The 25535-nt window shown below is 53.3% G+C and carries 23 protein-coding genes; all 23 read right to left on the bottom strand.

Annotated elements, in window-relative coordinates; translation table 11 throughout:
* Window positions 1-16: 16 nt before the first annotated feature.
* The 23 genes from neuC to wcaA all read right to left on the bottom strand — a co-directional run bounded on the left by neuC (window position 17) and on the right by wcaA (window position 25464).
* Window positions 17-1180: a UDP-N-acetylglucosamine 2-epimerase gene (gene neuC / locus DBY73_RS07040; protein WP_112010469.1), complete on the bottom strand. Its 1164-nt coding sequence runs from the start codon at window positions 1178-1180 to the stop codon at window positions 17-19.
* Entirely contained in the window at window positions 1177-2439 is a 1263-nt protein-coding gene (locus DBY73_RS07035) for a GDSL-type esterase/lipase family protein (protein ID WP_112010468.1), read from the bottom strand. The genes neuC and DBY73_RS07035 overlap by 4 nt, the downstream gene beginning before the upstream one ends.
* Complete coding sequence (gene neuB / locus DBY73_RS07030; protein WP_112010467.1) at window positions 2440-3480, bottom strand: N-acetylneuraminate synthase; 1041 nt, start codon at window positions 3478-3480, stop codon at window positions 2440-2442.
* A complete protein-coding gene (locus DBY73_RS07025; RefSeq protein ID WP_112010466.1) occupies window positions 3473-4105 on the bottom strand; it encodes an acetyltransferase in 633 nt (210 codons plus the stop codon). The genes neuB and DBY73_RS07025 overlap by 8 nt, the downstream gene beginning before the upstream one ends.
* A 325-nt stretch (window positions 4106-4430) precedes the next feature.
* Entirely contained in the window at window positions 4431-5327 is an 897-nt protein-coding gene (gene galF / locus DBY73_RS07020; RefSeq protein ID WP_112010465.1) for a GalU regulator GalF, read from the bottom strand.
* A 215-nt stretch (window positions 5328-5542) separates the two neighbouring features.
* A complete protein-coding gene (locus tag DBY73_RS07015; RefSeq protein WP_112010464.1) occupies window positions 5543-6538 on the bottom strand; it encodes an NAD-dependent epimerase/dehydratase family protein in 996 nt (331 codons plus the stop codon).
* Between the two features lie 184 nt (window positions 6539-6722).
* On the bottom strand, window positions 6723-8120 hold the full coding sequence (gene wcaM, locus DBY73_RS07010; protein WP_112010463.1) for a colanic acid biosynthesis protein WcaM: 1398 nt from the start codon (window positions 8118-8120) through the stop codon (window positions 6723-6725).
* 12 nt (window positions 8121-8132) lie between these two features.
* A complete protein-coding gene (gene wcaL, locus DBY73_RS07005; RefSeq protein ID WP_112010462.1) occupies window positions 8133-9353 on the bottom strand; it encodes a colanic acid biosynthesis glycosyltransferase WcaL in 1221 nt (406 codons plus the stop codon).
* A complete protein-coding gene (wcaK, locus tag DBY73_RS07000) occupies window positions 9350-10630 on the bottom strand; it encodes a colanic acid biosynthesis pyruvyl transferase WcaK (protein WP_112010461.1) in 1281 nt (426 codons plus the stop codon). Before wcaK ends, wcaL begins: the two co-directional genes overlap by 4 nt.
* A gap of 17 nt (window positions 10631-10647) precedes the next feature.
* Window positions 10648-12126, bottom strand: coding sequence for a colanic acid undecaprenyl disphosphate flippase WzxC (wzxC, locus tag DBY73_RS06995; RefSeq protein WP_112010460.1), 1479 nt, complete (start codon window positions 12124-12126; stop codon window positions 10648-10650).
* Window position 12127: 1 nt separating this feature from the next.
* The gene (wcaJ, locus tag DBY73_RS06990; RefSeq protein ID WP_112010459.1) at window positions 12128-13522 is read right to left on the bottom strand and encodes an undecaprenyl-phosphate glucose phosphotransferase; all 1395 of its coding nucleotides are present in this window, start codon (window positions 13520-13522) and stop codon (window positions 12128-12130) included.
* A gap of 133 nt (window positions 13523-13655) precedes the next feature.
* Window positions 13656-15026 (bottom strand): colanic acid biosynthesis phosphomannomutase CpsG, encoded by a 1371-nt coding sequence (cpsG, locus tag DBY73_RS06985; RefSeq protein WP_112010458.1) that lies wholly within the window; start codon window positions 15024-15026, stop codon window positions 13656-13658.
* A 108-nt stretch (window positions 15027-15134) separates the two neighbouring features.
* Window positions 15135-16571: a mannose-1-phosphate guanyltransferase gene (cpsB, locus tag DBY73_RS06980; RefSeq protein WP_112010457.1), complete on the bottom strand. Its 1437-nt coding sequence runs from the start codon at window positions 16569-16571 to the stop codon at window positions 15135-15137.
* Between the two features lie 3 nt (window positions 16572-16574).
* Entirely contained in the window at window positions 16575-17798 is a 1224-nt protein-coding gene (gene wcaI / locus DBY73_RS06975; RefSeq protein ID WP_112010456.1) for a colanic acid biosynthesis fucosyltransferase WcaI, read from the bottom strand.
* Window positions 17795-18274: a GDP-mannose mannosyl hydrolase gene (locus tag DBY73_RS06970; RefSeq protein ID WP_112010455.1), complete on the bottom strand. Its 480-nt coding sequence runs from the start codon at window positions 18272-18274 to the stop codon at window positions 17795-17797. The genes wcaI and DBY73_RS06970 overlap by 4 nt, the downstream gene beginning before the upstream one ends.
* Window positions 18275-18276: 2 nt before the next feature.
* On the bottom strand, window positions 18277-19242 hold the full coding sequence (locus tag DBY73_RS06965; protein ID WP_112010454.1) for a GDP-L-fucose synthase: 966 nt from the start codon (window positions 19240-19242) through the stop codon (window positions 18277-18279).
* A 2-nt stretch (window positions 19243-19244) separates the two neighbouring features.
* Window positions 19245-20366 carry a GDP-mannose 4,6-dehydratase gene (gmd, locus tag DBY73_RS06960; protein ID WP_112010453.1) on the bottom strand — a complete coding sequence of 374 codons (1122 nt, stop codon included), beginning with the start codon at window positions 20364-20366 and terminating at the stop codon, window positions 19245-19247.
* Between the two features lie 21 nt (window positions 20367-20387).
* Window positions 20388-20942: a colanic acid biosynthesis acetyltransferase WcaF gene (wcaF, locus tag DBY73_RS06955; RefSeq protein WP_112010452.1), complete on the bottom strand. Its 555-nt coding sequence runs from the start codon at window positions 20940-20942 to the stop codon at window positions 20388-20390.
* A gap of 16 nt (window positions 20943-20958) precedes the next feature.
* Window positions 20959-21705: a colanic acid biosynthesis glycosyltransferase WcaE gene (gene wcaE, locus DBY73_RS06950; RefSeq protein ID WP_112010451.1), complete on the bottom strand. Its 747-nt coding sequence runs from the start codon at window positions 21703-21705 to the stop codon at window positions 20959-20961.
* Between the two features lie 16 nt (window positions 21706-21721).
* A complete protein-coding gene (gene wcaD / locus DBY73_RS06945) occupies window positions 21722-22942 on the bottom strand; it encodes a colanic acid polymerase WcaD (RefSeq protein WP_112010450.1) in 1221 nt (406 codons plus the stop codon).
* Window positions 22917-24134: a colanic acid biosynthesis glycosyltransferase WcaC gene (gene wcaC, locus DBY73_RS06940; RefSeq protein WP_112010449.1), complete on the bottom strand. Its 1218-nt coding sequence runs from the start codon at window positions 24132-24134 to the stop codon at window positions 22917-22919. Before wcaC ends, wcaD begins: the two co-directional genes overlap by 26 nt.
* Window positions 24131-24622, bottom strand: coding sequence for a colanic acid biosynthesis acetyltransferase WcaB (wcaB, locus tag DBY73_RS06935; protein ID WP_112010448.1), 492 nt, complete (start codon window positions 24620-24622; stop codon window positions 24131-24133). Before wcaB ends, wcaC begins: the two co-directional genes overlap by 4 nt.
* Window positions 24622-25464, bottom strand: a complete 843-nt coding sequence (wcaA, locus tag DBY73_RS06930; RefSeq protein ID WP_112010447.1) for a colanic acid biosynthesis glycosyltransferase WcaA — start codon at window positions 25462-25464, stop codon at window positions 24622-24624. The genes wcaB and wcaA overlap by 1 nt, the downstream gene beginning before the upstream one ends.
* Window positions 25465-25535: the final 71 nt, after the last annotated feature.

Raw genomic sequence — 25535 nt, 5'->3', positions numbered from 1 at the left:
ATAAAAATCAACTTTCTCAAGCCTTGATATTAAGATCATAAAAATCTTTATAGCCAGTTGAGTTTTTCTCCAAAAAGCTCTTAATTATGCCAACGATATTATCAAGTACCTTTCTTTTGAAATAAGGATTTAATGTTTGTTGATTTTTTTTGTCGAAAAAATTAGTTTGGCTTTTCTCAATTGCTAAGAATATGCTCTCAGTTTCACAAATACAATCGATAACAGAGGGTCCTCGCACTCTCCCTTTCTGCCGATCACCGATATTTATAGTTGGAATAGCCAGAGAAGGTATTTCTATTAAACCAGATGACGAGTTACCAATCAGGCCCTGTGAATATTTATTAAGTGCAAGATATTCCTCAGGAAGGAGTGACGTGAAAAATTTAGAACCATACTCCTTACAGAACTGTTTTATTTTTATAGTAATTTCATCTGAGCCAGTATCAGAATTGGAACCAATGAAGACAAAATCATACTTTTGGATAAACTGACGTAAGGCTAATAAGAGAGACGCTGTTTGTTGAATTGGATCATTATGACTCATCGTTTCAGGATGAAATACTACTACAAAATATGGACGCTCCAATGCTCCGTACTTTTTCTCAATTTCTTGTTTAGTGGGAATATCCATTAGCATCGCATTTTCTGCACCCAATGCACCAACATCAAAAACAGTTTCTGGATTCTCTCCCATTTGAATGATGCGTTTCTGATATTCTGCAGTTGATGCTAAATGTAAGCGGCTCATTTTAGTAATTGCATGACGAATGAATTCATCATAGTTACCTAATGTTTTTTCACCGCCATGCAAATGAATAATAGGCAAATTATGCATAGCTGCTGCAATAGCAACTGAAAAAATTTCATATCGATCGCCAAGAATCATTACTGCATCAAACTTATGATCTTCAAAATATTCGCCAAATTCAGTTTGACATCTAGCCATTGTTGCGAGAATACCCGCATTGGTATCATTATTGATTTCAATGTCAATTAATTTGTCAATAACAAGGCCATCATTCTCAATATTTTTGTATGTAAATCCATATCTCTCATCACAATGCATACCAGTTGCGATAATGGTTAGTTCAATCTCTTTTTCTTCAGCAAGTCGCAATAACAATCGCTTCATTATACCGTATTCAGCACGAGACCCAGTAACGAAAACAATTTTTTTCATAAGATCAATTCCCTCAAATCACATTCAAGTTGCTCATACGCTTCTTGAGTGAAATGTAAACCATCATAAGTGTATGCAGCTTTTAGATTCCCGAATTGGTCATAAAAAGACTCATTAATTGGAACCCAGTTTACATTATGAATCTTTTTTATCTCTTTTTCTAATACCTTATTCAAATACTCAATAACTGAATTATCACGTTCTAGCCTACCCAACACTGGTGGTACGGAAAGAAAATAAATTACTACATTCGAATTTATTGATTTTATTTTTTCAATTATTTTCTTCGACCAAAAGACTGTATATTCAGCAGTCCAATTTTCAAGAACAATATCATTTGTACCTGATATCAACAGTACTGCATCACCAATTTTATCAATTAAATTTTTCGATAAGATAAGTTCATAGTATTCTTCACTTGTGATACCGGAGATACCAAAATTATTTACATCTTTATCATTTAGTCTTTCCAAATCCCAGTCATCAAATATCGAATGACCTATTAATGTAATCGGTTTCTTATCAATTTCATTTGCAAACTTTTCTTTAATCCTTTTTTTAATACTAAACCTCATGGTTTCTTTTCTTTTTCTTTTCAAAAGTTGAGATATAGCAAATTCAAAATCTAATCTATCATCTATATCAATAGAATCTGCTTTACTCATAATATATGCTACGCTATCAGCCCCAAAAAAATGTTTTTTATGAAGATACTCATCTTTTTTACCGATAAATATAGCACCATTTGGGCTATATTCTTTTGCGTCCTGCCTTCTATAATTACTAAAATCAAAACTGAAATTTGTTAACTTCAATGATGCATCTAATGGCTTAACTAATTCAGAACTTTTACTACTTTCTGTAACAGACACTAAGAAATTAGTGTTGTCAGAAGCTTCAAATAAATCAATTGATTCCTGAATATGTCTTGCATCACGGAACGGGGATGTGGGTTGTAATAAAACAAAATAGTCACACCGTTTGAACTGCTTCAATACATCCTCAACAACCATGAAAGAACTTGCTGTATCAGATGCAAGTTCCTTGCTTCGCATTACAACTTGAGCTCCATATTGTTCGGCGATATTTTTATATTCAAGAGAGTCTGTTGAGACTATGACCTTCGAAAAGCATTGAGATACCAATGCGGCTTCTATGGTATAGGCTATCAAAGGTTTGTTTCCGAGCATTAAAATATTTTTGTTCTTCAACCCCTTGGAACCTGACCTCGCCGGAATTATCGCGATCCGATTAACCATTTAAACCTCTTGTCCAACAAACCCAGAATGAATGATTAACTGATCTTCTTCAAAGTCCATTTCTGCTTCTTTACCCAAAATATCATACCATGACATTGGACTAATTCCATTCCCAGGCCGCTTAGTTGTGATGTTATCTATTGTAAACTTATCACCTTTATTAATGTTGCACTTTGCTACAATTGATTTTCTTGCCACAATTTTATTTTTTCGTTCTGATGGCGTAACTTTTTTATCAAAACTACCTAAAGATTTTTCTACTGCCCGAATACCTTCACATAGTAATGCTAGCTCATCTGGAGTAACCGAAGCCTTATGATCAGGCCCCTCAAAGTCTTTATTTAAGGTGAAATGCTTTTCGATGAAAGTAATTCCGAATGGTATTGATGCTATACCGCAAAAATAACCAGGAGAATGATCGGAAAATCCTATATTATATTCACTGAAGATCTTTTTAAAACCTGATATAGTGTTTAAATTAACATCTTCGAAAGGAGTGGGATATTCTGTATTGCAATGAAGAATTGTAATTGCAGAAGAGTTAATGCCATTATCACTAAGGACATTCAATGCCAGTTGAATTTCTTCAATTGTCGCCATCCCAGTTGAAATAACAATTTTTTTATCATTAATTGGTAATTGAGCTATTTTTTCTAAATATGGTAGATTGAGCAACTCACCAGATGGTATTTTCCATACCTTTTGATTTCTGGATGCTAAAAAATCAATTGAATCGAAATCAAAAGGCGTTGAAAAAACATCCAATCCCAGTGTTTTTGCATAATCTTCCAATTTTATGAACTCATCATATGGAAGTTCAAGTTTACGTGTCATTTCTAGCTGTGATTCGGTATTACCTGTAACTTTGATTTGATATTCAGCTTTCGGTGCATACCGAGAAATCAATTGGTCCGCTTTAAACGTTTGAAACTTTACAGCATCAACGCCTGCTTTTTTTGCCTCATCAACCATTTGTTTAGCTAATTTGAAATCACCATTGTGATTACAACCAATTTCTGCAACAATATACACGTTAGGCATTTTCTTTTCTCTTTCTCAATAATCTAGTAGGTGAACCAGCCACTACAACACAATCAGGTATATCACGGATAACAACTGAACCTGAACCCACGATGCTTGAATTACCAATAGTCAATTGCCCATTTACAACGGTACAACTCCCAACGAAAGTCTTTTCACCAACAACCACATCTCCATTCAACACAACATTCGTTGAAATATTAGAACAATATGAAATCCGATTCCCGTGTTCAATTAATGCTCTTGTATTAATCACAACACCATCTGCTAGAGAGGAATCGCAGTTTATTATTGCCATCTTGCCGACATATATACAGGAGCCCAGAGTAGCACGCGATGAAACAATAGCCGTTTTATCAATAACATTAATAGTATTTAAATTGGCATTTTTTATTTTTTCGAACCACGAAGCTCTATCATCTGGATCTCCAATTGCTATAAAGTATTTAAAACTATTCGGCACTGTAAGATCATCTAATGAACCACCAAGGATTGGATAACCTTGATGATGTCCAGATTTTATACTATCAAGGAACCCGATAATCTCATATTGATTGTGATCTAGGCTATCAATGACTGCCTTTGCGAATCCACCAGCGCCTATAATGACCAGCTTAGTTTTCATTTAGCACCATTCAAGATAACTTATCTGAGATAAATCAAAATACTTTTTAAAAACCCATGCTACCGCCCCTGGCTTAACAGCTACCAGTGCACTGGGTAAAGTTAAAATGCGTTAATCTTTGAGCAAACGTTCGCCAGAAGCAGCTACCAATTGTCGTCCTAAACGCCTTCAGAAACAAGCATAAATCTTCAAACGCGACTACCAAAAAACGGTACATAACCCATTGTTATGATTGCCATTTTAAAACGCAAAAGCGGCAAAGGCCAATCAGGCATCACTTGCATGCTCTGACCGATCGTTTGCCGCTTTCGGTGGTAAGTGCGTATCAGCCGTTAGCCAATAGCTTCTCAATCCTGCTTCTGAACTTCGCCCCTTCCTTATGGTTACGCAGGCCATAGTTCACAAACGCCTGCATATATCCCATCTTCTTACCGCAATCGTAGCTGTCCCCCGTCATCAGCATCGCATCAACGGACTGCTTCTTCGCCAGCTCGGCAATAGCATCCGTCAGCTGAATACGATCCCAGGCGCCAGGCTCGGTTTTTTCCAGCTCGGCCCAGATGTCGGCGTTCAGCACATAGCGGCCTACTGCCATCAGGTCAGAATCCAGCGTCTGCGGCTGATCTGGTTTTTCAATGAACTCGACGATGCGGCTCACCTGCCCTTCCGTCTCCAGCGCTTCTTTCGTCTGGATTACAGAGTACTCGGAAAGGTCGCCCTTCATACGTTTCGCCAACACCTGGCTGCGGCCCGTTTCGTTGAAACGCGCCACCATTGCCGCCAGGTTATAACGCAGTGGATCGGCAGAGGCGGTATCAATAATGATATCGGGCAGAACAACAATGAACGGATTATCGCCCACTACCGGGCGCGCGCACAAAATCGAGTGGCCCAGACCCAGCGGCTGCGCCTGACGCACGTTCATGATGGTCACGCCTGGCGGGCAGATAGACTGAACTTCTGCCAGCAGCTGACGTTTGACGCGCTGCTCAAGTAGCGCTTCAAGTTCGTAAGAGGTGTCGAAGTGGTTCTCTACCGCATTTTTGGAAGAGTGTGTAACCAGGACGATTTCTTTGATCCCTGCAGCAACAATCTCGTCGACAATGTACTGAATCATCGGCTTGTCGACGATCGGCAGCATCTCTTTTGGGATTGCCTTCGTGGCTGGCAGCATATGCATACCTAAACCCGCTACCGGAATGACTGCTTTCAAATTAATCATTATATCTTCCACCTTAAAATGGTTGACGAAGTATAGCCTCGATCCCGCGAATTAACAGGTGAATGAACTCTACTGCGCCATATGCAAATCACGTTTTTAGCTGTAACTGATACAACTTAACCGCAAAACGTGGTTTGCGTGACCCAGAATTGTCGGAAACCCCACTTAAAAACTGATTTAGGCTCTGTTTCCGACAAATCGCAGCCGGCCAGCGGTCATTCCGATACAAACGTAATGTCGTCCTGTTTTTCATGCACAAATTCATACTTAAGCGTACGGTCCAGCCCCTGTGAGAGGGTATAAGGAGCCGTAAAGCCGGAACTATGCACTTTGGTGGCGTCAAACTGGGTTGTGGCACAGAATTTTTTCACGCGGACCGAGCTGATTGCATATTTTTTGCCCGTGACCTTGCTGAGAATATCAAAGCAGTAACCGCCTAACATGCCGAGAGGATAGGGAAGATGAACGGACGGGATCTTCTTATTGAGGCTTTTCTCAACTTCCGACACCAGCTGATTCATGTTCAAATCCGGTTTATCAACGTAGTTGTACACATCATAACCGGGCTTGACGTTACTGAGTTTGAACTTGATAAACTCAACGATGTTGCCAACGTACGCCATGGACTTGTAGTTAGTACCTGCCCCTACCATCGCAAACTTACCCCCCGCTATCTGTTTAAGCAGGTTGTATACATTTCCGCGGTTGCGCTCACCGAAAATGACAGTGGGTCGAACGATCGTCAAAGAGCGCGCTTCTGGGGCTTTGTTGTACCACTCTCGCAAAACCTCTTCAGCCTGCCACTTGCTTTTCCCGTAATGGTTGAATGGGTCATGCGGATGAGTTTCATCAGGATTGACTTTATTGAGGCCATATACGGCAACCGAACTGGTAAAAATAATGTTTTGCACATTATTTTTTTCCATTGCAGCCAAAACGTTACGCGTTCCCTGCACGTTTACATCGTAGTACAAAGACGTTGGGCTTACGTCATCTCGGTGTTCAGCCGCAAGCAACACAACGGTATCGAAACCAGCCAGAGCCCGATCGAGTTGGTCCTGATTACGCACGTCACCTGAAACGGTGATGTCTGGGTAAAAGTGACTTTGCTGTTTGTCGAAGTTAGTGACATCAAACTCAGCCTGAGAAATCTCGATCAAACGGGTCCCAACAAAACCAGACGCGCCAATAAACAAAACTTTATCGTTCATACACCACTCAATGCGTTATATGTGTTTGTCACACCTCTGGTATTCACGATCTTCCCTGAGGTAGAGCTATTGATTAAACAAATCCGGCAGAATATTGCTACGGATTATAAACCCTAACATCACTGAGTTCAGTAACAAAATTTAGGGATAGCAGAAAGTTCCGCGATCCCATAAGTCTAAAGCATCATTTTCTGCTGGACGGAAGCGCAAAATTCAGCCGCTCCGTATTCACCACCTGCTGGTCCACCCGGTCGATATCCACCGAGCTTTGCCCCTTCTCATTCACCGCATGGATGTTCGCAAGCGACAGCAGCGTCTCGTCTTTGGCCATAAACTTACCGCGCACGTCCTTACGCAGATCGAAATTGATCTTCAGCGCAGGGCCTACCGCAGCCTCCTGCATCACATTGATATTGCGTAAGAAAAGGTGCTGCGGCTTGTTGTGCAGCTCAAGCGTTGCGCGCTGCATATCCACGTTGGTGATGGCGACAAACGAGGTCGCGTTCCCGGAGGAAATCTGTATCCCGCGCAGCTTATAGGCAAGCCTGCGGTTGTCCAGACGAATACCGTTGAGCCTAAAGTTCTGGGGTATCGACAGGTAATCGCCTTTGATGACGCCATAACCAATGAGCATTCCGGCGCTGTTTACCATATCCACATTATCAATAACGAAATTATCACAGCCATATATCGCGACGGTTGCGTTATCTATTCCCGCTTTTTTACTGAAGTCAGGTGTGATATTGACGGCCTTTATATTACGGATAATAAAATGTTTCCCGTTCTCAACGTGAACAAGCTGTCGACAGTTACTTCCCGTGATATTTGCCACCACAAAGTTTTTTACGGTTTGCTTTTCAGGGTAGTCGTTATCGTAGGTGCTGCCCGCGAGGCCGATGCCAATCCCCCAGTTTATCTTGCCGTTAGTGCAGTTAATGTTGTCGATTACGTGGTCGGAAATCAGAATGTTGCGATCGTTAATGGCGACGTTCCACTCGATGGCATCGCCCTGCAGGTGGCTAAACGTACTGTTGGTGATCCGTGCGCCGTCCACCTGATTGTGAAACCCCTGGCGCAGGATGGCGTAGTTGGCCTGGCTTACGTGGATGTCATCAATGAGCAGGTTGCGCATGACTTTCGGCTTTTTACCGCCGATATAAATCTGCGTAACCGGGCCAAAACCGCTCATCGCCAGCCCCTTTATTACGCAGTCAGAGCCGCGCACGTCGAGCGTAATGTTCTCGGTACGCCCCTTCCCTTCACCGATAACCTTACTCCCTTCCTGCAGCACGAACCGTCCGCGGCCGTTGCCGGTCAGCGCGCCGCGGATCAGCAGCGTTTTGCCGTCAGGAATAAAAATGCCGGTGTTGATGTTTTCACAGGTCACCCCGGCGGGGACAACAACGGTATCGCCTTCGCTAAACGCCTGCTTAAAGGCGGCGATCCAGTCGTTGTTATTGTACTGATTAACGGAGACGGTCTTTCCGCCTGCCGCCCGCGCGGTGCGAAGCGGCAGGAGCGGCATGGCTGCAAGAACGGACAGCGTTGATACAAAATGGCGTCGGGTAATCTTTTTCAGCATACAACCTCGGCGTTACAGCGTTTGAAGCAGGCTCGCGAGCCGGCGATTGATCGCCTGCTGGTTAAAATCAGCCTCGACCTTTTGTCGGGCATTGCGCAGCACGGGTACCAGCGTCTGCTGGTCAATATCACTGAATGCGGCCAGGCGGTCGGCGAGCGCCAGCGCGTTGTTTTCAGGCACCAGCCAGCCGGAATGCTCGGACGTGATCAGCTCGGGAATGCCGCTGTGCAGCGTCGACACCACCGGAATGCCTACCGCCATCGCCTCCATCAGCGCCACCGGTATCCCTTCCATATCGCCATCGGTTCCCGTGACGGAGGGCAGCAGGAACACGTCCGCCTCGTCAAGCATTGCCTTCACCTCGTGGCTCGGCTTAAAGCCGGGCATCTCGACCAGGTCGTCCAGCTGATACTGCTCGATCAGCGTGCGCAGCCGGCGTTCCCACGGGCCAATGCCGAGGATGCGGTAGCGAAAATCAACGCCGCGCGCCTTAAGCTGGCGGCAGGCCTCAATCGCCACGTGCAGCCCCTTTTTCTCAGTGAGGCGCGCCACGGAGATAATCTGCAGCGGCTTGCCCGGCACCTTCACCGGACGCTGGGTAAAGCGTTCCATATCCACGCCCATTCTCGAGACGGCGATCTTCTCGCTCGGGCAGCCCATGGTCTTCAGGCGTCCGGCCCACAGGTCGCTGATCGGCAGCATCATGTCGCCGCGGCGAAACAGCTGCTGGTACTCCGGCGTGTAGTGGTTCAGCACCTCACGGCTGGAGATGTCGATGCCGTGGAAAATGGTTGCGATTTTGCCTTCGATCACGCCCAGCTCGCGCAGCTTGGCCGCCGTAACCCCCGCCGGGCCAAAGTGGGCGATAAACACGTCCGCGCGGTACGGCGTCTGGGTTTGCCCGCAAATGGCAGAAAGAATAAGGTTGCGGGATTCCGCCCCGTAGCGAGAGACGTTAAGCGCCCGCCAGGTCGAAGGGCGATGGATGCCGCGCAGCGTCTGGCCGGCGCGATAGCGCAGCTTCTTTATCCGCCCGCTCGGCTCGTCCTGCAGCCAGCGGGTTTTCGCCTCCAGCCCATACTGGGTATACGCCGCATGGGTGTTTTGCGTGTCGCCCTTCTGCAGGGCGACAATCTCCACGTCGTATCCCATATCGATAAACGCGGTGATCTGGTTCAGCACGAAGGTCTCGGACGACAGGGGGAATTTCAGCAGGAAAAAGCCAACCTTCATTTCCCCTCCCCGACGCGATCCAGCACGGATTTCACCATCGCGATGCCCTTTTCGCGCTCGGCTTTCACCGCCGCGGCCAGGCGCTCGTTGATGGCAGGCAGCTGGCCGAGCGTATCGCCGACCATCGCCCCGAGGGAGCCGTCCAGCAGGTGGCGAATATCCACCGCCATTTCCGGCATGCCGAGCTGCTGCATGATGCCCGCAGACTTGTGTTCGTAGTTGATAGCAATGGCGGGGGTGCCAAAGTTCATGGAGATAATCGCCGAGTGCAGGCGCGTGCCCACGGTCAGGTCGCAGGCTGCAAGCAGCTTGCCCATCTCCAGATCGTTCAGCTCGTCCATCACCACGTGATAGCGGGACGGGTCGTTGACCAGGCCGCGAAGGTTGAGCGCCACCATGCGGTCATCCTTGTTGTAGCTGTCGATGCCGGTGCAGGTAGAGAGCGCCAGCACCTGGTAGCCGCTGTCCAGCACGCGGTTTACCACCTCGGCGAACGCTTTCTCGTAGGCAGCCTGAGTGGTACCGAGACGCTTGTCGAACGGAGCCAGCTCGCGCAGGGTAATCGCCACGGTTTTCTGCTTCGCCGCCACGTCCAGCCAGTGCTGCACCGCGTAGCTCGCCTGGAAGCTGTCGTCCTGATGGTCCACCAGCCACGCCGTGTCGACGCCGTGCTCCACTTTGGAGGTGTCGATGTCGCTGCGCTTCATCAGATCGAGGCTCACGGACTCGCGCAGGATCAGCGCGTCGCAGTGGCCAAACACGTAGTTCGCCAGCTGGTTAAACTGCGGGTCCTGGAACGGCCCGACGCTGTGGCCAATCATAAACAGCGGCTTTTTCGCCATAAAGGTGCAGAGCGCGTGTTCGAACTGCGGCACGCCGTAGAGGTCGACGAAGAACGATCCGCCTACCTGAATAATGGCGTCGTAGCCGGACAGCAGGCGAACGAAGTCGGTAAAGCCCTGGGCAATCGCGATGTTGCGCAGCCTGCCGGTGTCGGTCACGCGGGAGAGCAGCACCTGGTGCTGGTAGCGGCGGCGCAGCACTTTTTTGACGCGCCCCATCACGCCCGCGGCATTGTTGTGCTGCTTCATCTGGCCGTACAGCGGATCGCCCATCACCGGGCGGTTCAGCAGCCAGGACGAGCTGACCGGATAACGGCTCATCACGTCCACTTCGGTGTCAGGATTGAGTGTGTTAATCGCATCCAGTAAACCGCGCAGAATGGCGCTGTCGCCACGGTTGCCGCAGGTATGGTTGCCAAGAATCAGTAATTTCATAATGGCCTCTTAAAGAACTAGCCTGCGCGAAGCAGCGTTTTCATTTTTTCGTTACGGCAAAACTGGCGCTTCATCTCTACCACCAGCGCGTTGCGCGAGAGCACAATCATCACGCCGAACGCCAGCGCGCCCGCGGCGACCTGCACCGCCAGCAGCGCGGCCAGCGGCAGATGGCCGTTGAGCACGATGCCCAGGCCAAAGCTCACCGCAAGCGTGGGCAGCGAAAGATAAAACGGCAGCCACAGGCTCAGGATGTACTGCCGGTAGCTGGAGCCCAGCACCGGTTTGATCATCACGAAGTAGCTCAGCACGGTATTGATGATTTGCACCAGCAGGAAGCCGATCGTTACCCCGATGGCGCCCGCCGTATGCCCGCCGACGATAATCGCCGGAATGAACAGGAAGGTTTTAAAGACGTTAAACTTGAAGCTGATATCCACGCGGGCCTTCGCCATCAGCAGCGAGCCGATCGGGTTACCCACGGAGCGCAGCAGCCCCACCACGCACAGCAGCTGCAGGATCGGAATGATGCTGTTCCACTTCTCGCCAAACACCAGCGGCACGAAATTACTGGAGACGACCATCAGCCCCAGCAGCACCGGGAAGTTGATAATCCCCACCACCGAGAGCAGCTTGTAGAAGTTCACGCGCAGCTTCTCGGTGTCGTCCTGGATCTTGGCGAACGCCGGGAACAGCACGCGGGTGATAATCGGGTTCAGCTTCATCGGCGGCACAACGGCGACGTTATAGGCCAGGTTGTAGCCCCCCGCGACGCTCGCCCCAAGAATACGCGCCAGCACCAGGGTGGAAAGGTTGGTATTGACGTAGTTGATGATGCTGTCCGCCGTCAGCCACGCGCCGAAGCGCAGGTTGGACGACACGGACGCCAGCGAGAAGTGCAGCCCCGGGCGGTAGATCTTGCGGCCAAAGTAGCCGAACAGCAGCGTGCGCACGGCGGAGTTCACCAGGTAGCCGAGAATGGCGGTCATCGCCAGCGGCCAGAAATGGGCGCTGACCACGGTAAAGGTAAAGCCCGCCAGCACGGCGCTGGTCTCAATCATGCCGATCTTGTTGAACTCCAGCTCTTTTTGCATCAGCGCGCGGAACTGCTGCCCGTGCGGGATCAGCACAAACGCGAACGACAGCGCGCGCATGAGCGGGGCCAGATCCGGGTTGTGGAGCACCTGCGCAATCACGTCGCTCAGCAGGAAGACCAGCACAAACACAACAATCCCCAGCCCAACGTTGAGCCAGTAGAGCGTGGTCAGCTCCAGATGGCTAATCTCCTTGCGCTGGATAATCGAGTTGGCAATACCAAAGTCGGACAGCGTATCGGCGAGGGCGATAATCACCAGCGAGACGGTCAGCAGGCCGAACTGGTGATTATCAATGATGCGCGCCAGCACCGTCATTTGCACCAGGCCAAGGCCGATGATGACGATGGTCGCCATCGCTGACCACTTCGCGCCGCTGATGGTTTTTTCTCGTAAGCTCATCTCAGTACGCCGCTTTGTTAACAAAACCTTTGAACACGGTCAGAAAGACGATCTTGATATCAAACCAGAGGCTCCACTCGCGGATGTACTCCAGGTCGAACTCGACGCGTTTTTCCATTTTTTCCAGGGTATCGGTCTCGCCGCGCCAGCCGTTGATCTGCGCCCAGCCGGTAATGCCCGGCTTCACCTTGTGGCGCAGCATGTAGCCCTCAATCAGCGAACGGTACTGCTCGTTGTGGGCGACCGCGTGCGGACGCGGCCCGACGATGGACATCCCGCCGGTAAAGACGTTGATAAACTGCGGCAGCTCGTCCAGCGAGGTGCGGCGCAGGAAGTTGCCCACGCGGGTTACGCGCGGATCGTTTTGCGTCGCCTGGGTGACCACCTTGTCGTTTTCCATCACCTTCATGGAGCGGAATTTCCACACCATGATCGGCTTGCCGTCCATGCCGTAGCGGGTCTGGCGGAAGATCACCGGGCCAGGCGAGGTCAATTTCACCGCCAGCGCAATGCAGCACAGCACCGGGGAGATCAGCAGCAGGATCAGCGACGAAAGCACAATATCTTCCGCGCGCTTCAGCACGCGGTTGATGCCTGACAGCGGCGTGTCGTACAGCGGAACGACGGGAACGCCGTTCACCTCTTCAATGCGGGAGTGAAGGATGTTGAAGGTAAAGACGTCCGGAATGAGGATCACCGAGCAGGTGGTATCCGCCAGCTCGCGCATCAGCGCTTTGATGCGCGTCTCGTCCTTCATCTGCATCGCGATATAGACGTTGTGAATTTTACCGGCCTTCGCGTCGTCGATAAGCTGATCGTAGCTGCCCGCCCATTCCGCGGGCACGCCGCCAGGCTTCGCATCGTGATAAACCCCGACGACCTCAAAGCCCAGCCACGGCTCTTTGCGGAAGCTGTCGAGCAGCACCTGCCCTACCGGCAAATCACCGGCCACGGCCACGTAGCGGGTGTTATAGCCGCGGTTGCGCAGCCAGCCTGCGCCAAAGCGAATCAGCGAGCGGCAGACCACCATCCCAACGCTGGTGAGCAGATACCAGCTCAGATAGGTGACGAGGCGGTTATCGAAAGCATGGCTGAAGGCCACCAGCCCGGCGCTGAAAATCAGGCTCAGGGTCCAGTTTTGCAGCAGCAGCATCAGCTCGGTCGTTATCTTCACGCCGCGCCACGAGCGGTAAAAATCGGTCATTCCGCCGATCATCTGGAACACCACCAGCGCGATCAGCGCCATCAGCAGGTGCATATATAAGAACGGCTGTCCGCTAACCTGACACACCAGCCACAATCCGCCGACCATGATGGTGATATCAGAAAATCGCTGCACCATAGAGATTAACGATGCATTCGTTCTCGCTCGGTCGCGCTTTTTTAGATTCGTCATCGTTGTTCCTTTAGTTCAAAACCCGAACCCCGCCCCTCACCCCGACCCTCTCCCCAGAGGGGAGAGGGTGTTTACGTTCCCTCTCCCCTCTGGGGAGAGGGTTAGGGTGAGGGGCAGGTTTTAGGTTTTGGTATTACTGATTCAACAGCGCCAGAATGTCCTTCGTTCGCGCTTCCATCAGCGCCGCATCCGCGCGCGACTCCACGTTCAGGCGCACCACCGGCTCGGTATTTGACGAGCGCAGGTTGAAGCGCCACTGCGGGAACGACATGCTGATCCCGTCGGTGCGGTCGATTTCCAGGGCGTGGATCGCAAAGTGGTGCTCCACGCGGGCAATCGCCTCGGCGGGCGCGGCCAGCTTGCTGTTGATTTCACCGCTCGCCGGGAACGCCGCCATGCGGTCGCGCACCAGCTCGCCCAGCGTCTGGCCCTTCAGGCACAGCAGCTCGGTCACCAGCAGCCACGGGATCATCCCGCTGTCGCAGTAGGCAAAGTCACGGAAGTAGTGGTGGGCGCTCATCTCGCCGCCGTAGATGGCGTCCTCTTCGCGCATGCGCTCTTTGATGAAGGCGTGACCGGTTTTCGACATCACCGGCTCGCCGCCCGCGGCGCTCACCACGTCGACGGTGTTCCAGGAGAGACGCGGATCGTGAATGATTTTTGCGCCCGGGTTCTTCTCGAGGAACGCCTCCGCCAGCAGGCCGACGATGTAGTAGCCTTCAATGAACTGCCCTTTCTCGTCGAACAGGAAGCAGCGGTCGAAATCGCCGTCAAAGGCGATGCCCATGTCCGCGCCGTGCTCAATCACCGCATTACGGGTGTCATCGCGGCACTCGGGCAGCAGCGGGTTAGGAATACCGTTCGGGAAGTTGCCGTCCGGGGTGTTGTGTACCTTGATAAACGTCACCGGCACGTTCAGCGCCTTAAAGCGCGCCTCCAGGGCGTCCACCACCGGGCCCGCCGCGCCGTTGCCGGCGTTGATCACCAGCTTCAGCGGCTTCAGGTTCGCCACGTTGATGTAGCCGAGCAGGTGGTCGATATACTCTTTTTGCAGATTGATCTGCCTGTAGCTGCCGCGTTTCGCTTCATCCACCGGCGGGAAGTCGTTGGCTTCCGCCAGGCGCTGCACGTCGCGCAGGCCGGTATCGCCGCTGATCGGGCGCGCGCCCTTGCGCACCAGCTTCATGCCGTTATAGTCCATCGGGTTATGGCTGGCGGTCACTTCGATACCGCCGTCCACGCCCAGGTGGAAGGTGGCAAAGTAAATCTCTTCGGTGCCGGACAGGCCGATATCCAGCACGTCCACGCCCGCGTCCTGCAGCCCTTTGGCCAGCGCCAGCTTCAGGGATTCGCTGGTCAGGCGCACGTCGCCGCCCAGCACGATGGTTCCTGGCTTCAGGTATTCGCCGTACGCGCGGCCGATGCGCCACGCAATGTCTTCGTTCAGCTCTTCGCCCAGCTTGCCGCGGATATCGTAGGCTTTAAAACAGGTTAACTTTTCCATGATGACCCCTTTTTCAGGCAACAGTTGGCCCGCCCGATTAACAGGCAAAATTGTTTTTATTCATTCGTAGGCCGGATAAGCGAAGCGTCATCCGGCGTTAAAACGGTGCTATACCCGGCCGTAGCGGTCCTGGAAGCGAACGATGTCGTCTTCTTCCAGATACGAACCGGAGCGCACCTCAATCAGGTCGAGCGGAATTTTCCCCGGGTTTTCGAGGCAGTGCGTCGCGCCCAGCGGAATGTAGATAGATTCGTTCTCACCGAGCAGCTTCACGTCACCGTCGATGGTCACTTTGGCGGTACCCGCCACCACCACCCAGTGCTCGGCGCGGTGATGGTGCATCTGCACCGACAGCCCCTCGCCCGGCTTCACGGTGATGCGTTTCACCTGATAGCGCTCGCCCGCGTCGATGGAGTCGTATTTGCCCCACGGACGATAAACCTCACGGTGAATGTGGTGCTCGTGGCGGCCGTCGGCCTTGATCTGCTCCACGACCTTCTTCACGTCCTGCACCGCGTTACGGTCGGCAATCAGCACGGCGTCTTTGGTTTGCACCACCACCAGATCCTTCACGCCCACCGTGGTCACCAGCCCGGACTCCGCATACACGTAGCTGTTTTCCGTTTTATGGCTGATCACATCACCATGGTGGACGTTACCCTCCGGGGTATGCGCGCTGATCTCCCACAGGGATGACCATGAGCCAACGTCGCTCCAGCCCGCGTCCATCGGCACCACCACCGCGTCGGCGGTGCGCTCCATCACCGCGTAGTCAATAGACTCTTCCGGGCAGGCGAGGAAGGATTTTTCGTCGACGCGGATAAAGTCGAGATCCGGGTCGGTCACGTTCATCGCGCGTTCGCAGGCGTTCAGGATATCCGGACGGTATTTCTCCAGCTCCTCGAGGTAACGCCCGGCGCGGAACAGGAACATGCCGCTGTTCCAGTAATATTCCCCGCTGGCAACGTAGGCCTGCGCGGTTTCCAGATTCGGTTTTTCAACGAACTGCGCGACGTCAAACGCCACGCTGTCGCCCTCGCCCGGCGTCACGTCGCCGCGGCGGATGTAGCCATAGCCGGTTTCCGGGAGATCCGGCACGATACCGAAGGTCACCAGCTTGCCGTTTTCGGCATACGGAATGGCCGCGCGCACCGCATCGCGGAAGGCGTCTTCCTGCTGAATCACGTGGTCAGCGGCGAGCACCAGCATCAGCGGATCGCAGTCCGGGCTGCTGCGCTTTGCCGCCAGCGCCGCCAGGGCGATGGCCGGTGCGGTGTTTCGTCCGGCAGGCTCCAGAATGATATTTTCGGTGAGTTTGTTCAGCTGGCGCAGCTGCTCGGCAACGATAAAGCGGTGCTGTTCGTTACAAATCACCACCGGGCTTTCACACTCCACGCCGTGCAGACGGTTAACCGTCGTTTGCAGCATGGTGAGATCCCCTTTCAGGCAGAGGAACTGTTTTGGATAGAGCACGCGGGACAGCGGCCACAACCGGCTACCAGAGCCTCCAGCCATCACGACCGGATACAGTTTGCTTTGACTCATGATTTATCCCCGTATATCTGCAATAAATTGGCTCAGCACGCTCTCTTTCTCGAGGGTGCGTTCGGCATATTCACGTGCCACCGTGTTCTCTTTTGGCATGGCAAGCGCCCGTTCGATTCCGGCCACCAGCGCGGAAACCGACTCCGGCTCCACGCAGACGGCGATTCCGGGATAGCCGTTGCACAGCTGGCCTAATTCGGTTTCGGCTTCAGCCGTAATCACCGCGTTTCCGCCCACCGCCAGAATGTTGGTCAGCTTGGAGGGCAGCACCGCGTCCGCCGCGCCGCGCTTTTGCACCACCAGATGGCAGTCGCCCATCTTCAGCAGCGCGGGCAGCGCGTCATAGGACTGCAGCGGGAAGAATTTCACGTTGGTCAGGCCGCGCTCGCGCGCCATTTTTTCCAGCCGCGCTTTACCACCGCCCTGCCCGACGATGGCAAACGTCAGCGGGCGTGCGCTCAGCTGCTGCGCCGCCTCGATGACGGTCTCCAGCCCCTGCTTTTCACCAATGTTGCCCGAGTAAAGAATGATTTTATGGTCATCAGGCAGGCCGAGCTGCGCGCGCAGCGACTGAGCGTCTTGCTCCGTCACGTCGCGAAAGCGCGCCACTTCGGACCAGTTCGGGAAGAAGATCACCTTTTCCGCCGCCACGCCCTTCTCCTGCGCCTTGTTCATCATCGAGCGCGAGATGGTCGAAACGTAGTCGACGTTGTGCAGCCCGCTGCGCTCGAAGGCGCTGGCGAGCTTCGCCACCTTGCCGCCCTTGCCTTTGCCCGCCATGCCCAGGCCGAGCATCGCGTCCACTTCATAATCCTGGATGTGCAGCAGGGTACGCGCGCCGGAGAGCTTGCCCAGCAGGCGCATGCCCGGCGTGCAGAACAGCGTCGGCACCACGCCGATAATGCGGTCCGGCTTCCAGCGACGCTGCGCCATCAGCGGGAAGAAGCTGCTCAGGGCAAAGCTGCCCAGATGCAGCAGGCGCTTGAGCGTTGAAGGCTGCTTCGGCACGTACAGCGGGCAGCGCCAGACGGTGGCGGCCCCCTCTTCGCGGCGGTAGCGCCAGCTCGAGTAGCGCTCGCCCACCTTCCACTCCGGGTAGTACGGCGGCGCGGTAATGACCCGGACGTCGTGCCCCTGGCTCGCCATCCACTCGACCATCTCGCCGGTGTATTTGCCGATGCCGGTCAGCTCCGGCGAGTAGTTGATTCCATAAACGAGGATCTTCATAAGCCCGGCACCTCGGCCTGACGCTCCGCGAGGAAATAGGCCCGACTGTTGTCGTGAACGTTATCGCTCGCCAGCAGCGCGTCCGGTGCCAGCCAGCGGTAGTCGTCATGCTGAGCATCAGGCAGACGCAGGTCTGCCTGAGTCACCTTCAGGCGGAACCCCAGCACGATGTAGTGCGTGGTGAACCCGGTGCCTGAAAAGTTATCGTCATAGAAGTGCTGCCAGACCCCGTAAAACTGGCCCGCCGCCATCGGCAGCTGAAGGCCCAGCTCCGCCAGGGTGAGACGCTCAAATGCGTTTGCCAGCGTCTCATCCTTCTGCACGCGCCCGCCGGGCACGAACCAAAAGCCCTGTGCGGGACGGTTGGTTCGTTTTCCCAGCAGGAACTCGCCGCGTTCGTTCTCCACGATCAAATCAATCGAGATGAGCGGAGTGGAACGCACCACCGTGGCAAAATCTTCCTGACTTAAAAACATCGTTACCCCCGGAAGCGGTGCTGGTTTTCCAGGAACCACTGGTAGGTGCTGGCCAGCCCCTGCTCCAGCGACACCTCGTGGTACCAGCCCAGCTGATGCAGACGGGTCACGTCCAGCAGCTTGCGCGGCGTGCCGTCCGGTTTCGTCGCGTCAAACACCACGCGGCCCTTGTAGCCCACCACCTGCGCGATGGTCTGCGCCAGCTCGCGGATGGTGCAGTCCACGCCGGTGCCCACGTTGATGTGCGACAGCATCGGCTCGGTGTTCTCCTGCCACACCTCGCGATCCAGCTCCATCACGTGAATGCTGGCCGCAGCCATGTCGTCCACGTGCAGGAACTCGCGCATCGGCGTGCCGCTGCCCCACACCACCACGTCCGGCGCGCTCTCGGCGGTCGCCTCGTGGAAGCGGCGCAGCAGCGCCGGGATCACGTGCGAGTTGCTCGGGTGGAAATTGTCGTGCGGCCCGTACAGGTTGGTCGGCATCACCGAGCGATAGTCGCGGTTGTACTGACGGTTGTAGGACTCGCACAGCTTGATCCCGGCAATCTTGGCAATCGCGTAGGGCTCGTTGGTCGCTTCCAGCGTGCCCTGCAGCAGCTCGCTTTCGGCGATCGGCTGCTTCGCCATTTTCGGGTAAATACAGGATGAGCCGAGGAACAGCAGCTTGTTCACGTTGTGCAGGTGCGCCGCGTGAATGATGTTGCTCTCGATCATCATGTTCTCGTAGATGAAATCCGCCGGGTAGGTGTTATTGGCGACAATGCCGCCCACCTTCGCCGCCGCCAGATACACCTGGTCGATACGTTCGTTGGCAAAAAAGTCCTGCACCGCTTTGCCATCGAGCAGGTTTAGCTCGTCGCGCGTGCGGACAATCACCTCGACGTCGCCGCGCTGCTCAAGCTGGCGCACAATCGCCGAGCCCACCATGCCGCGGTGGCCGGCAACAAAAATACGTTGTTTGGTCATTCTCAGGACTCCAGCGCGATGGCAACCTCGTAGCCATGGGACTTCAGCAGGGAGTGTTTTTTCGCCGCTTCGAGATCTTTAGCCACCATCTCGGACACCATCTCCTGCAGCGTGGTTTCCGGCTTCCAGCCCAGAACCTCGTGCGCTTTGGTTGGGTCGCCCAGCAGGGTTTCCACTTCGGCAGGGCGGAAGTAGCGCGGGTCAACCTGAACGATCACGTCGCCCGGCTTCACGCCCGGCGCGTCGTGCCCGGTCACGGATACCACGATACCTTTCTCATCCACGCCGGTGCCTTCAAAGCGCAGCTTGATGCCCAGCTGTGCCGCGGCCATTTCCACGAACTGGCGAACGGAGTACTGGACGCCGGTGGCGATCACGAAGTCTTCCGGTTTGTCCTGCTGCAGCATCATCCACTGCATTTTCACGTAGTCTTTCGCATGGCCCCAGTCGCGCAGGGAATCCATGTTGCCGAGGTGCAGGCAGGACTCCAGGCCCTGAGCGATGTTGGCGATCGCGCGGGTGATTTTGCGGGTGACGAAGGTTTCGCCGCGGCGCGGGGATTCGTGGTTGAACAGGATGCCGTTACAGGCATACATGCCGTAGGATTCACGGTAGTTCACGGTGATCCAGTAGGCGTACAGTTTGGCGACCGCATACGGAGAGCGCGGGTAGAACGGCGTGGTCTCTTTCTGCGGGATTTCCTGCACCAGGCCGTACAGCTCGGAGGTGGACGCCTGGTAGAAGCGGGTTTTCTTCTCAAGGCCGAGGAAGCGAATGGCTTCCAGCAGGCGCAGCGTGCCCATGGCATCAACGTCTGCGGTGTATTCCGGGGATTCGAAAGAAACCGCAACGTGGCTCATCGCGCCCAGGTTGTACACTTCATCCGGCTGCACTTCCTGCAGGATGCGGGTCAGGTTGGAGGTATCGGTCAGGTCGCCGTAGTGCAGGTGGAATTTCGGGTTTGCCGCGTGCGGATCCTGATAGATGTGATCCACGCGCTCGGTGTTGAATGAAGACGCACGACGCTTAATGCCGTGAACTTCATACCCTTTTTCCAGCAGCAGTTCTGCCAGGTAAGAACCATCCTGCCCGGTAACGCCGGTGATGAGAGCGACTTTAGACATGTTTATATTCCTCTGTACTTATCAAAGTTTTTCAGTTTCAACGCGTTCGCGTATCACCACTGCGGGGTTGCCACGGCAAATTGTATTTGCCGGTAGCGATTTAAAAACGCTGCTGCGGGCACCAATAACCGTGCCGTCGCCAACAGAAACGCCGGGTGCAACAAAGACATCCGTTGCCAGCCAGCATTTTTCGCCAATCACAATAGGCGTGGCGGTAATATCAAAATGCGGGCTCATAAAATCGTGGCTGCCGGTACACAAATAACACTTCTGTGAGACTACCGAATTTGCGCCAATGGTAATGTCGCCAAGGGTATATAACACCGCGTCATCGCCTACCCAGGCATAATCCCCGAGGGTTAATTTCCACGGATAGGTAATTTTTACCGATGGGCGAATAACTACGTTTTTTCCTATTTTTGCGCCAAACAGGCGCAGTAAAAATGCGCGCCAGCGGTACAGTACCTGCGGCGACCAGGCAAATAACGTTGCCTGCACCGCCCACCACAGCTGCACCTTAATTCCGCCCGCGCCGCGAAAACCTTTCGGCACGGAGAATCCGTTTAATTCCTGCATTACGTTTCCTTATATCTCAGGCTTTGTTATATAAGGTTTTGGCTTTACCCGTCGTTTTCAGGCGCAGGTAATAAGAGAGTTCTGCCCAGAATCCCGGCACGCGCAGTATTTTGCGCTGCACGTTTTTTGCGTCCTGACATAATTCCAGATTATTCGAGGTTGACACCCCGCCCATTGAAAATTCGGACACCAGCCCTTTAATTCGACGGAACGGATAGCCTGCCTTGTACAGGCTGGCGGTCAGTGCATAATCGGAAGACACTTTATACTGCAAATCGTAAGGCTGTTTTTTCAGACCTTTTACCGGAAAGAAAATAGCCTGATGGCTCGCCGGCAGGCTGTGGTAGATATACCAGCCCGGCTTTGCGCTACGCAGCACTTTATTCCCTTCGCCAAAATCGAGCAGCGCATCGCCAATATACAGCGCCTCTTTTTTCTGACGGGCCAGCTGGCGGACAAACAGCGCGACATCGTTATGGAACACATCGCCCGAGTTCAGGAAGATGGCGTAACGGCCCTGCGCCATATTGATGCCTTTATTCATGGCATCGTAGATGCCTTTATCTTTCTCGCTGACGTAGCGTAAGTTGAACTCACCGTTGAGTTTTTCCAGAAATTCTGCGGTGCCGTCGTTTGAGCCGCCGTCGACCACGATCCACTCAAAGGTGATACTCGGATCGCGCGCCAGATTGCGCAGCGAGCGCCAGGTTTTTACCACCCCTTCGTAGTTGCGAAAGGCGACGGTAACCACGCTAAGAAACATAAATCACCTCATTTCGTCATACGCGCGTAATATTAAGCGCCTTGCGCAAAATAAACGGACAGACAATCAAGAATGCATATTCCGGGCTAAATATTGACCCGGTAAAAAACAGCGACACCGGCGTAAAAAGATAAAGCTGCACGCGGAAGTTTTGGTTATCACCAAACGCGTTAATCATCATTTTGAAAACTTTAAACAGATACCACAGGGTCAACAGTACGGCGAACCACGAAAAATAAATAATCAGCAGATACAGACCATTGTCTATGGTTTTTCCGACATCCGCACCGTTAAAGATTCCGAATGATGCAACATATTCATAAAGTGAGCCGAATCTTACTACGCCATCAATATGGGTTAAGGAATAACCCACCATTACCAGTGGACCAATGATGCGATAATAAGATGATGACCCTTCCGTTCCCAAATCTCCCAGACGTTCAGAGATGTACGGGAAGGCAAATATCACGCCAACTAAAAATACCGTCAGAGAGATAATCGCCAGCGGCAGCTTTTTCTTAATCGCGTCTTTGTTCAGGTACTGAAAGGCCCACTCCAGCAGGTAAAACAGGATAAATGTCATTACCCCTGAGAACGATCCCGACAGAACAATTCCTGCAAGAATCATAGCATCGGTTTTAGGGGTTTTGATACCAAACTGTTTGATGCTGAGCCAAATTGAGATTAACGCCAGAGCGAAGAACGCCGGTTCAAAATAAAGCGCCGTAGTACGCTTCCCGCCAAACTTAATGAAGTTCAGTACATAGCTGTTACTGTATATAAGATATTTCGAAATTATTTCCATCAGGCTGCTGCCGCCTGTCAAAATAATTTGCGCCATCTCCATAGCGGCAAGCATAACAATCAGCCCGACGACAATATAAAAGAACCTGAGGATTTTCCGATAATTGTGCGGAGAAATTGTTTTAAAGCGAATACTCCACACCATGCCGATAATAATCACGATATAGACGAACAGCATGGTGGAGGTGACGTATTTGCTGGCATCCAGCGATTGGCCAAAGATGTAGTTAAACGCCGTCAGGCCAAACCCAAGCCCCAGCGCGATCATCAGCTTCTTAAGGCTGATTTTCTCAACGTAGAGTAAAAGCAGCACCGGCAGGAAGGTCACGATGGTAATCGGGAAGCTTTCGCCCAGCTGGGCAATCTTGACGTTGACCAGCAGGTAGATCAGCGGCAGCAGCAGATAGCTACAGATTCTGATAGAACGAGACATACTCCTCCAGCATCTGTTGTCCACTGTAGGCCTTGCGGCTGCGCTTGCGGAACGATTCCAGGTCAGTGCCAAAAACGGCCTGCGCAATCTCCGCCTTCGGCATCTGCACCAGCGGCAGCACCTCGTTTTCCGCAAAGGTTTTACCGCCCGATTTTTCCAGCACCTCACGCGCCGCGTCGCTGTGGGTCGCAATCACCGGCACGCCGATGGAAAGCGCTTCGCAGAGGATCAGCGGGTAGTTGTCGACGCGCGAGCTGAACACCAGCGCGTCCATTTCATTCAGCGCGCTCATCAGCTTACGCTTGTCGGTTTCAAACCCGTGGTTCACCACGTTGGCCCCGTCAAACGGTGAAAATTTGCCGAAGGTATGCAGCTCAATCTTGTCGCCGAGCGCCATCATGTCGCGCACCAGCTGCTGGTTAGTTTTGCCGTCGTAGCGCAGGTCGTGCGCCACCACGGCAATTTTCGGCCTGCCTGCGGTCTGCGCAACCGGCGTGAGCTCTGCCAGAATCTCTTCCGTCGCCACGTCGATGCCGTTATTGATAATTTTGCAGCGCCCTGCCCCGTACAGGCTGTTAAAGGCGTCCGCCACGTGCTGGCTCGGTGAAATAAAGGTGCAGCCGAGCGAAAGCATCTCGCGGAACAGCTGGCGCTTGCCGGCTACCAGCTGGTGGGCGCGATCCACCTTCACCGGCGGATAGTTGCTGAGCGTCGGGCATTTCTGGCAGTTATCTTTCCAGCCTTCGCAGCCGTCGGTAAACGCGCAGCGCCCGGTCACGCTCCAGTGGTCGTGCAGCGTCCAGACGAAGCGGGTGTCCGGCTTGTGGGCCTGCACGTTTTCACAAAACGACACCACCTCTTCCAGATTCAGCCAGTAGCTGTGCAGCACGTGGAAATGCAGCACAACCGGGCCGCTGGTGCGGGTGACCGTGCGGTAAAGGTTGTTGAGGTTGCCAAACAGATCGCGGTTGAACAGGCGAAACAGGGCAATGTTGGCCATTGAGGTCAGGCGCGGCGTCTGCTTTACGACGTGCGGATAGCTGTCGTGGCTGACGCTTTTTTTGCCGCCCTTGCCGTAGCCGTAGACAAAGCGCGAATGAAGTCCCTGTTGCAGCGCGCGCTGGTGCAGATCCAGCGCCACGCCTGCCGCCCCGCCCTCTGCGAGGCGCACGTTAAATTGCAGAATGTTCATTCAATCACCTTCACGCGGGCCTTCTCGCCCACCACCAGCGCGTTGTCGGGAACGCTGTCCAGCACCACGCTGCCTGCGCCAATCGTCACGTTATTGCCGATCGCGATGTCGCCAATCATTACCACGTTCGCCCCCAGCTCGACGTTGTTGCCAATCACCGGGCAGGCCAGGCTGTCCGGCCCGCGGTTGCCTATGGTCACGGCGTGGCGAATGGTGAAGTCATCCCCCGCGACGACAAACTTGTTGATGACGACGGCATAGCCGTGGTGAATGGTGAAGCGTCGGCCGATGGTGGCGGCAGCCTGAATCTCATAGCCAAAAATGCACTCGGTGACGATGCGGTACAGCACCAGCACCGGCGCGGCCCAAATGTTGTTTAGCACGTTTTTCTTGCGCCATACGGAGCAAAAGTGCGCGATGCGATAGGCCAGAACCATGCAGCACGGGCGCAGGCTCCAGCTATTTGCGCGGCAATCTTCCAGAAACATTATTTCCCCCGAAGCCCGTCGGCCAGACGCTTGCCGTTGCGTACCGACAGCAGCGTTATCAGCGTGCGCCAGTTCATGCGCTTGTTGCGGATCTGGTAAAGGGTGAAGAGCTGATATTTACGGCTGGCGCGGTCGAACTTGTCCTTGTGCTTGCGGTAAAAGTGGAAGTAGCCGGAGAATTTTTTCGGCGACGAGGTAATCTGCATTTCGCCGTGGTTGATGTGCAGGATCTGCGTGGCTTCCTCTACCTTCCACGGCTCGCCGTACTCCACCACCATGCGCAGGAAGATGTCGTAATCCTGCGCCGCCTTCAGCTCGGTATCGAACAGACACTCCTTAAAACGCCATGCCCAGGTAAAGACCTGATTGCCAATAATGTTGCGCTTGTAGAACAGGCGGCGAGAGTACGGCGATTTCGGGTACAGCGGCAGGCTCGCGGGCTGCGAGTACACCTCGCCCTGGCAGACGTAGTCGTTGGCATATAAAAACGCGTGCGTCACCAGCTGCGCCTTGTGCGACAGGAAAATCGACAGGCGGTTCGGCGTCCACTCGTCGTCATCGTCAATACCGGTCAGGTACTGGCCCTTCGCCTGCATAATCGCCTGGTTGCGCACCGCGCACGCGCCGGAGTTGATGGCGTTGTGCGTATACATCACGCGCGGGTCGTTGAGGTCGGCGACAAACTTTTGCAGCTGCTCGAAGGAGGATGAACAGTCGTCGACGATAATCAGCTCCCAGTTATCGTAATCCTGACGTAACACCGACTTAATGGCGCGGATCGCCAGCTGCTGACGGTTCCATGTCGGCATATAGATCGAAATTAAAGGGCGTTGTGTGTTCATGGTCTTCCCCTCACCCCAGCCCTCTCCCCAAAGGGGAGAGGGTGAAAGGCAGTCAGTAGTCGTCATTATGT

Source organism: Enterobacter sp. RIT418 (assembly GCF_003057745.1).
Taxonomy (GTDB): Bacteria; Pseudomonadota; Gammaproteobacteria; order Enterobacterales; family Enterobacteriaceae; genus Enterobacter.
Note: the sequence above shows the minus strand (reverse complement) of the source record. Positions and strands in the feature narration are given on the sequence as shown.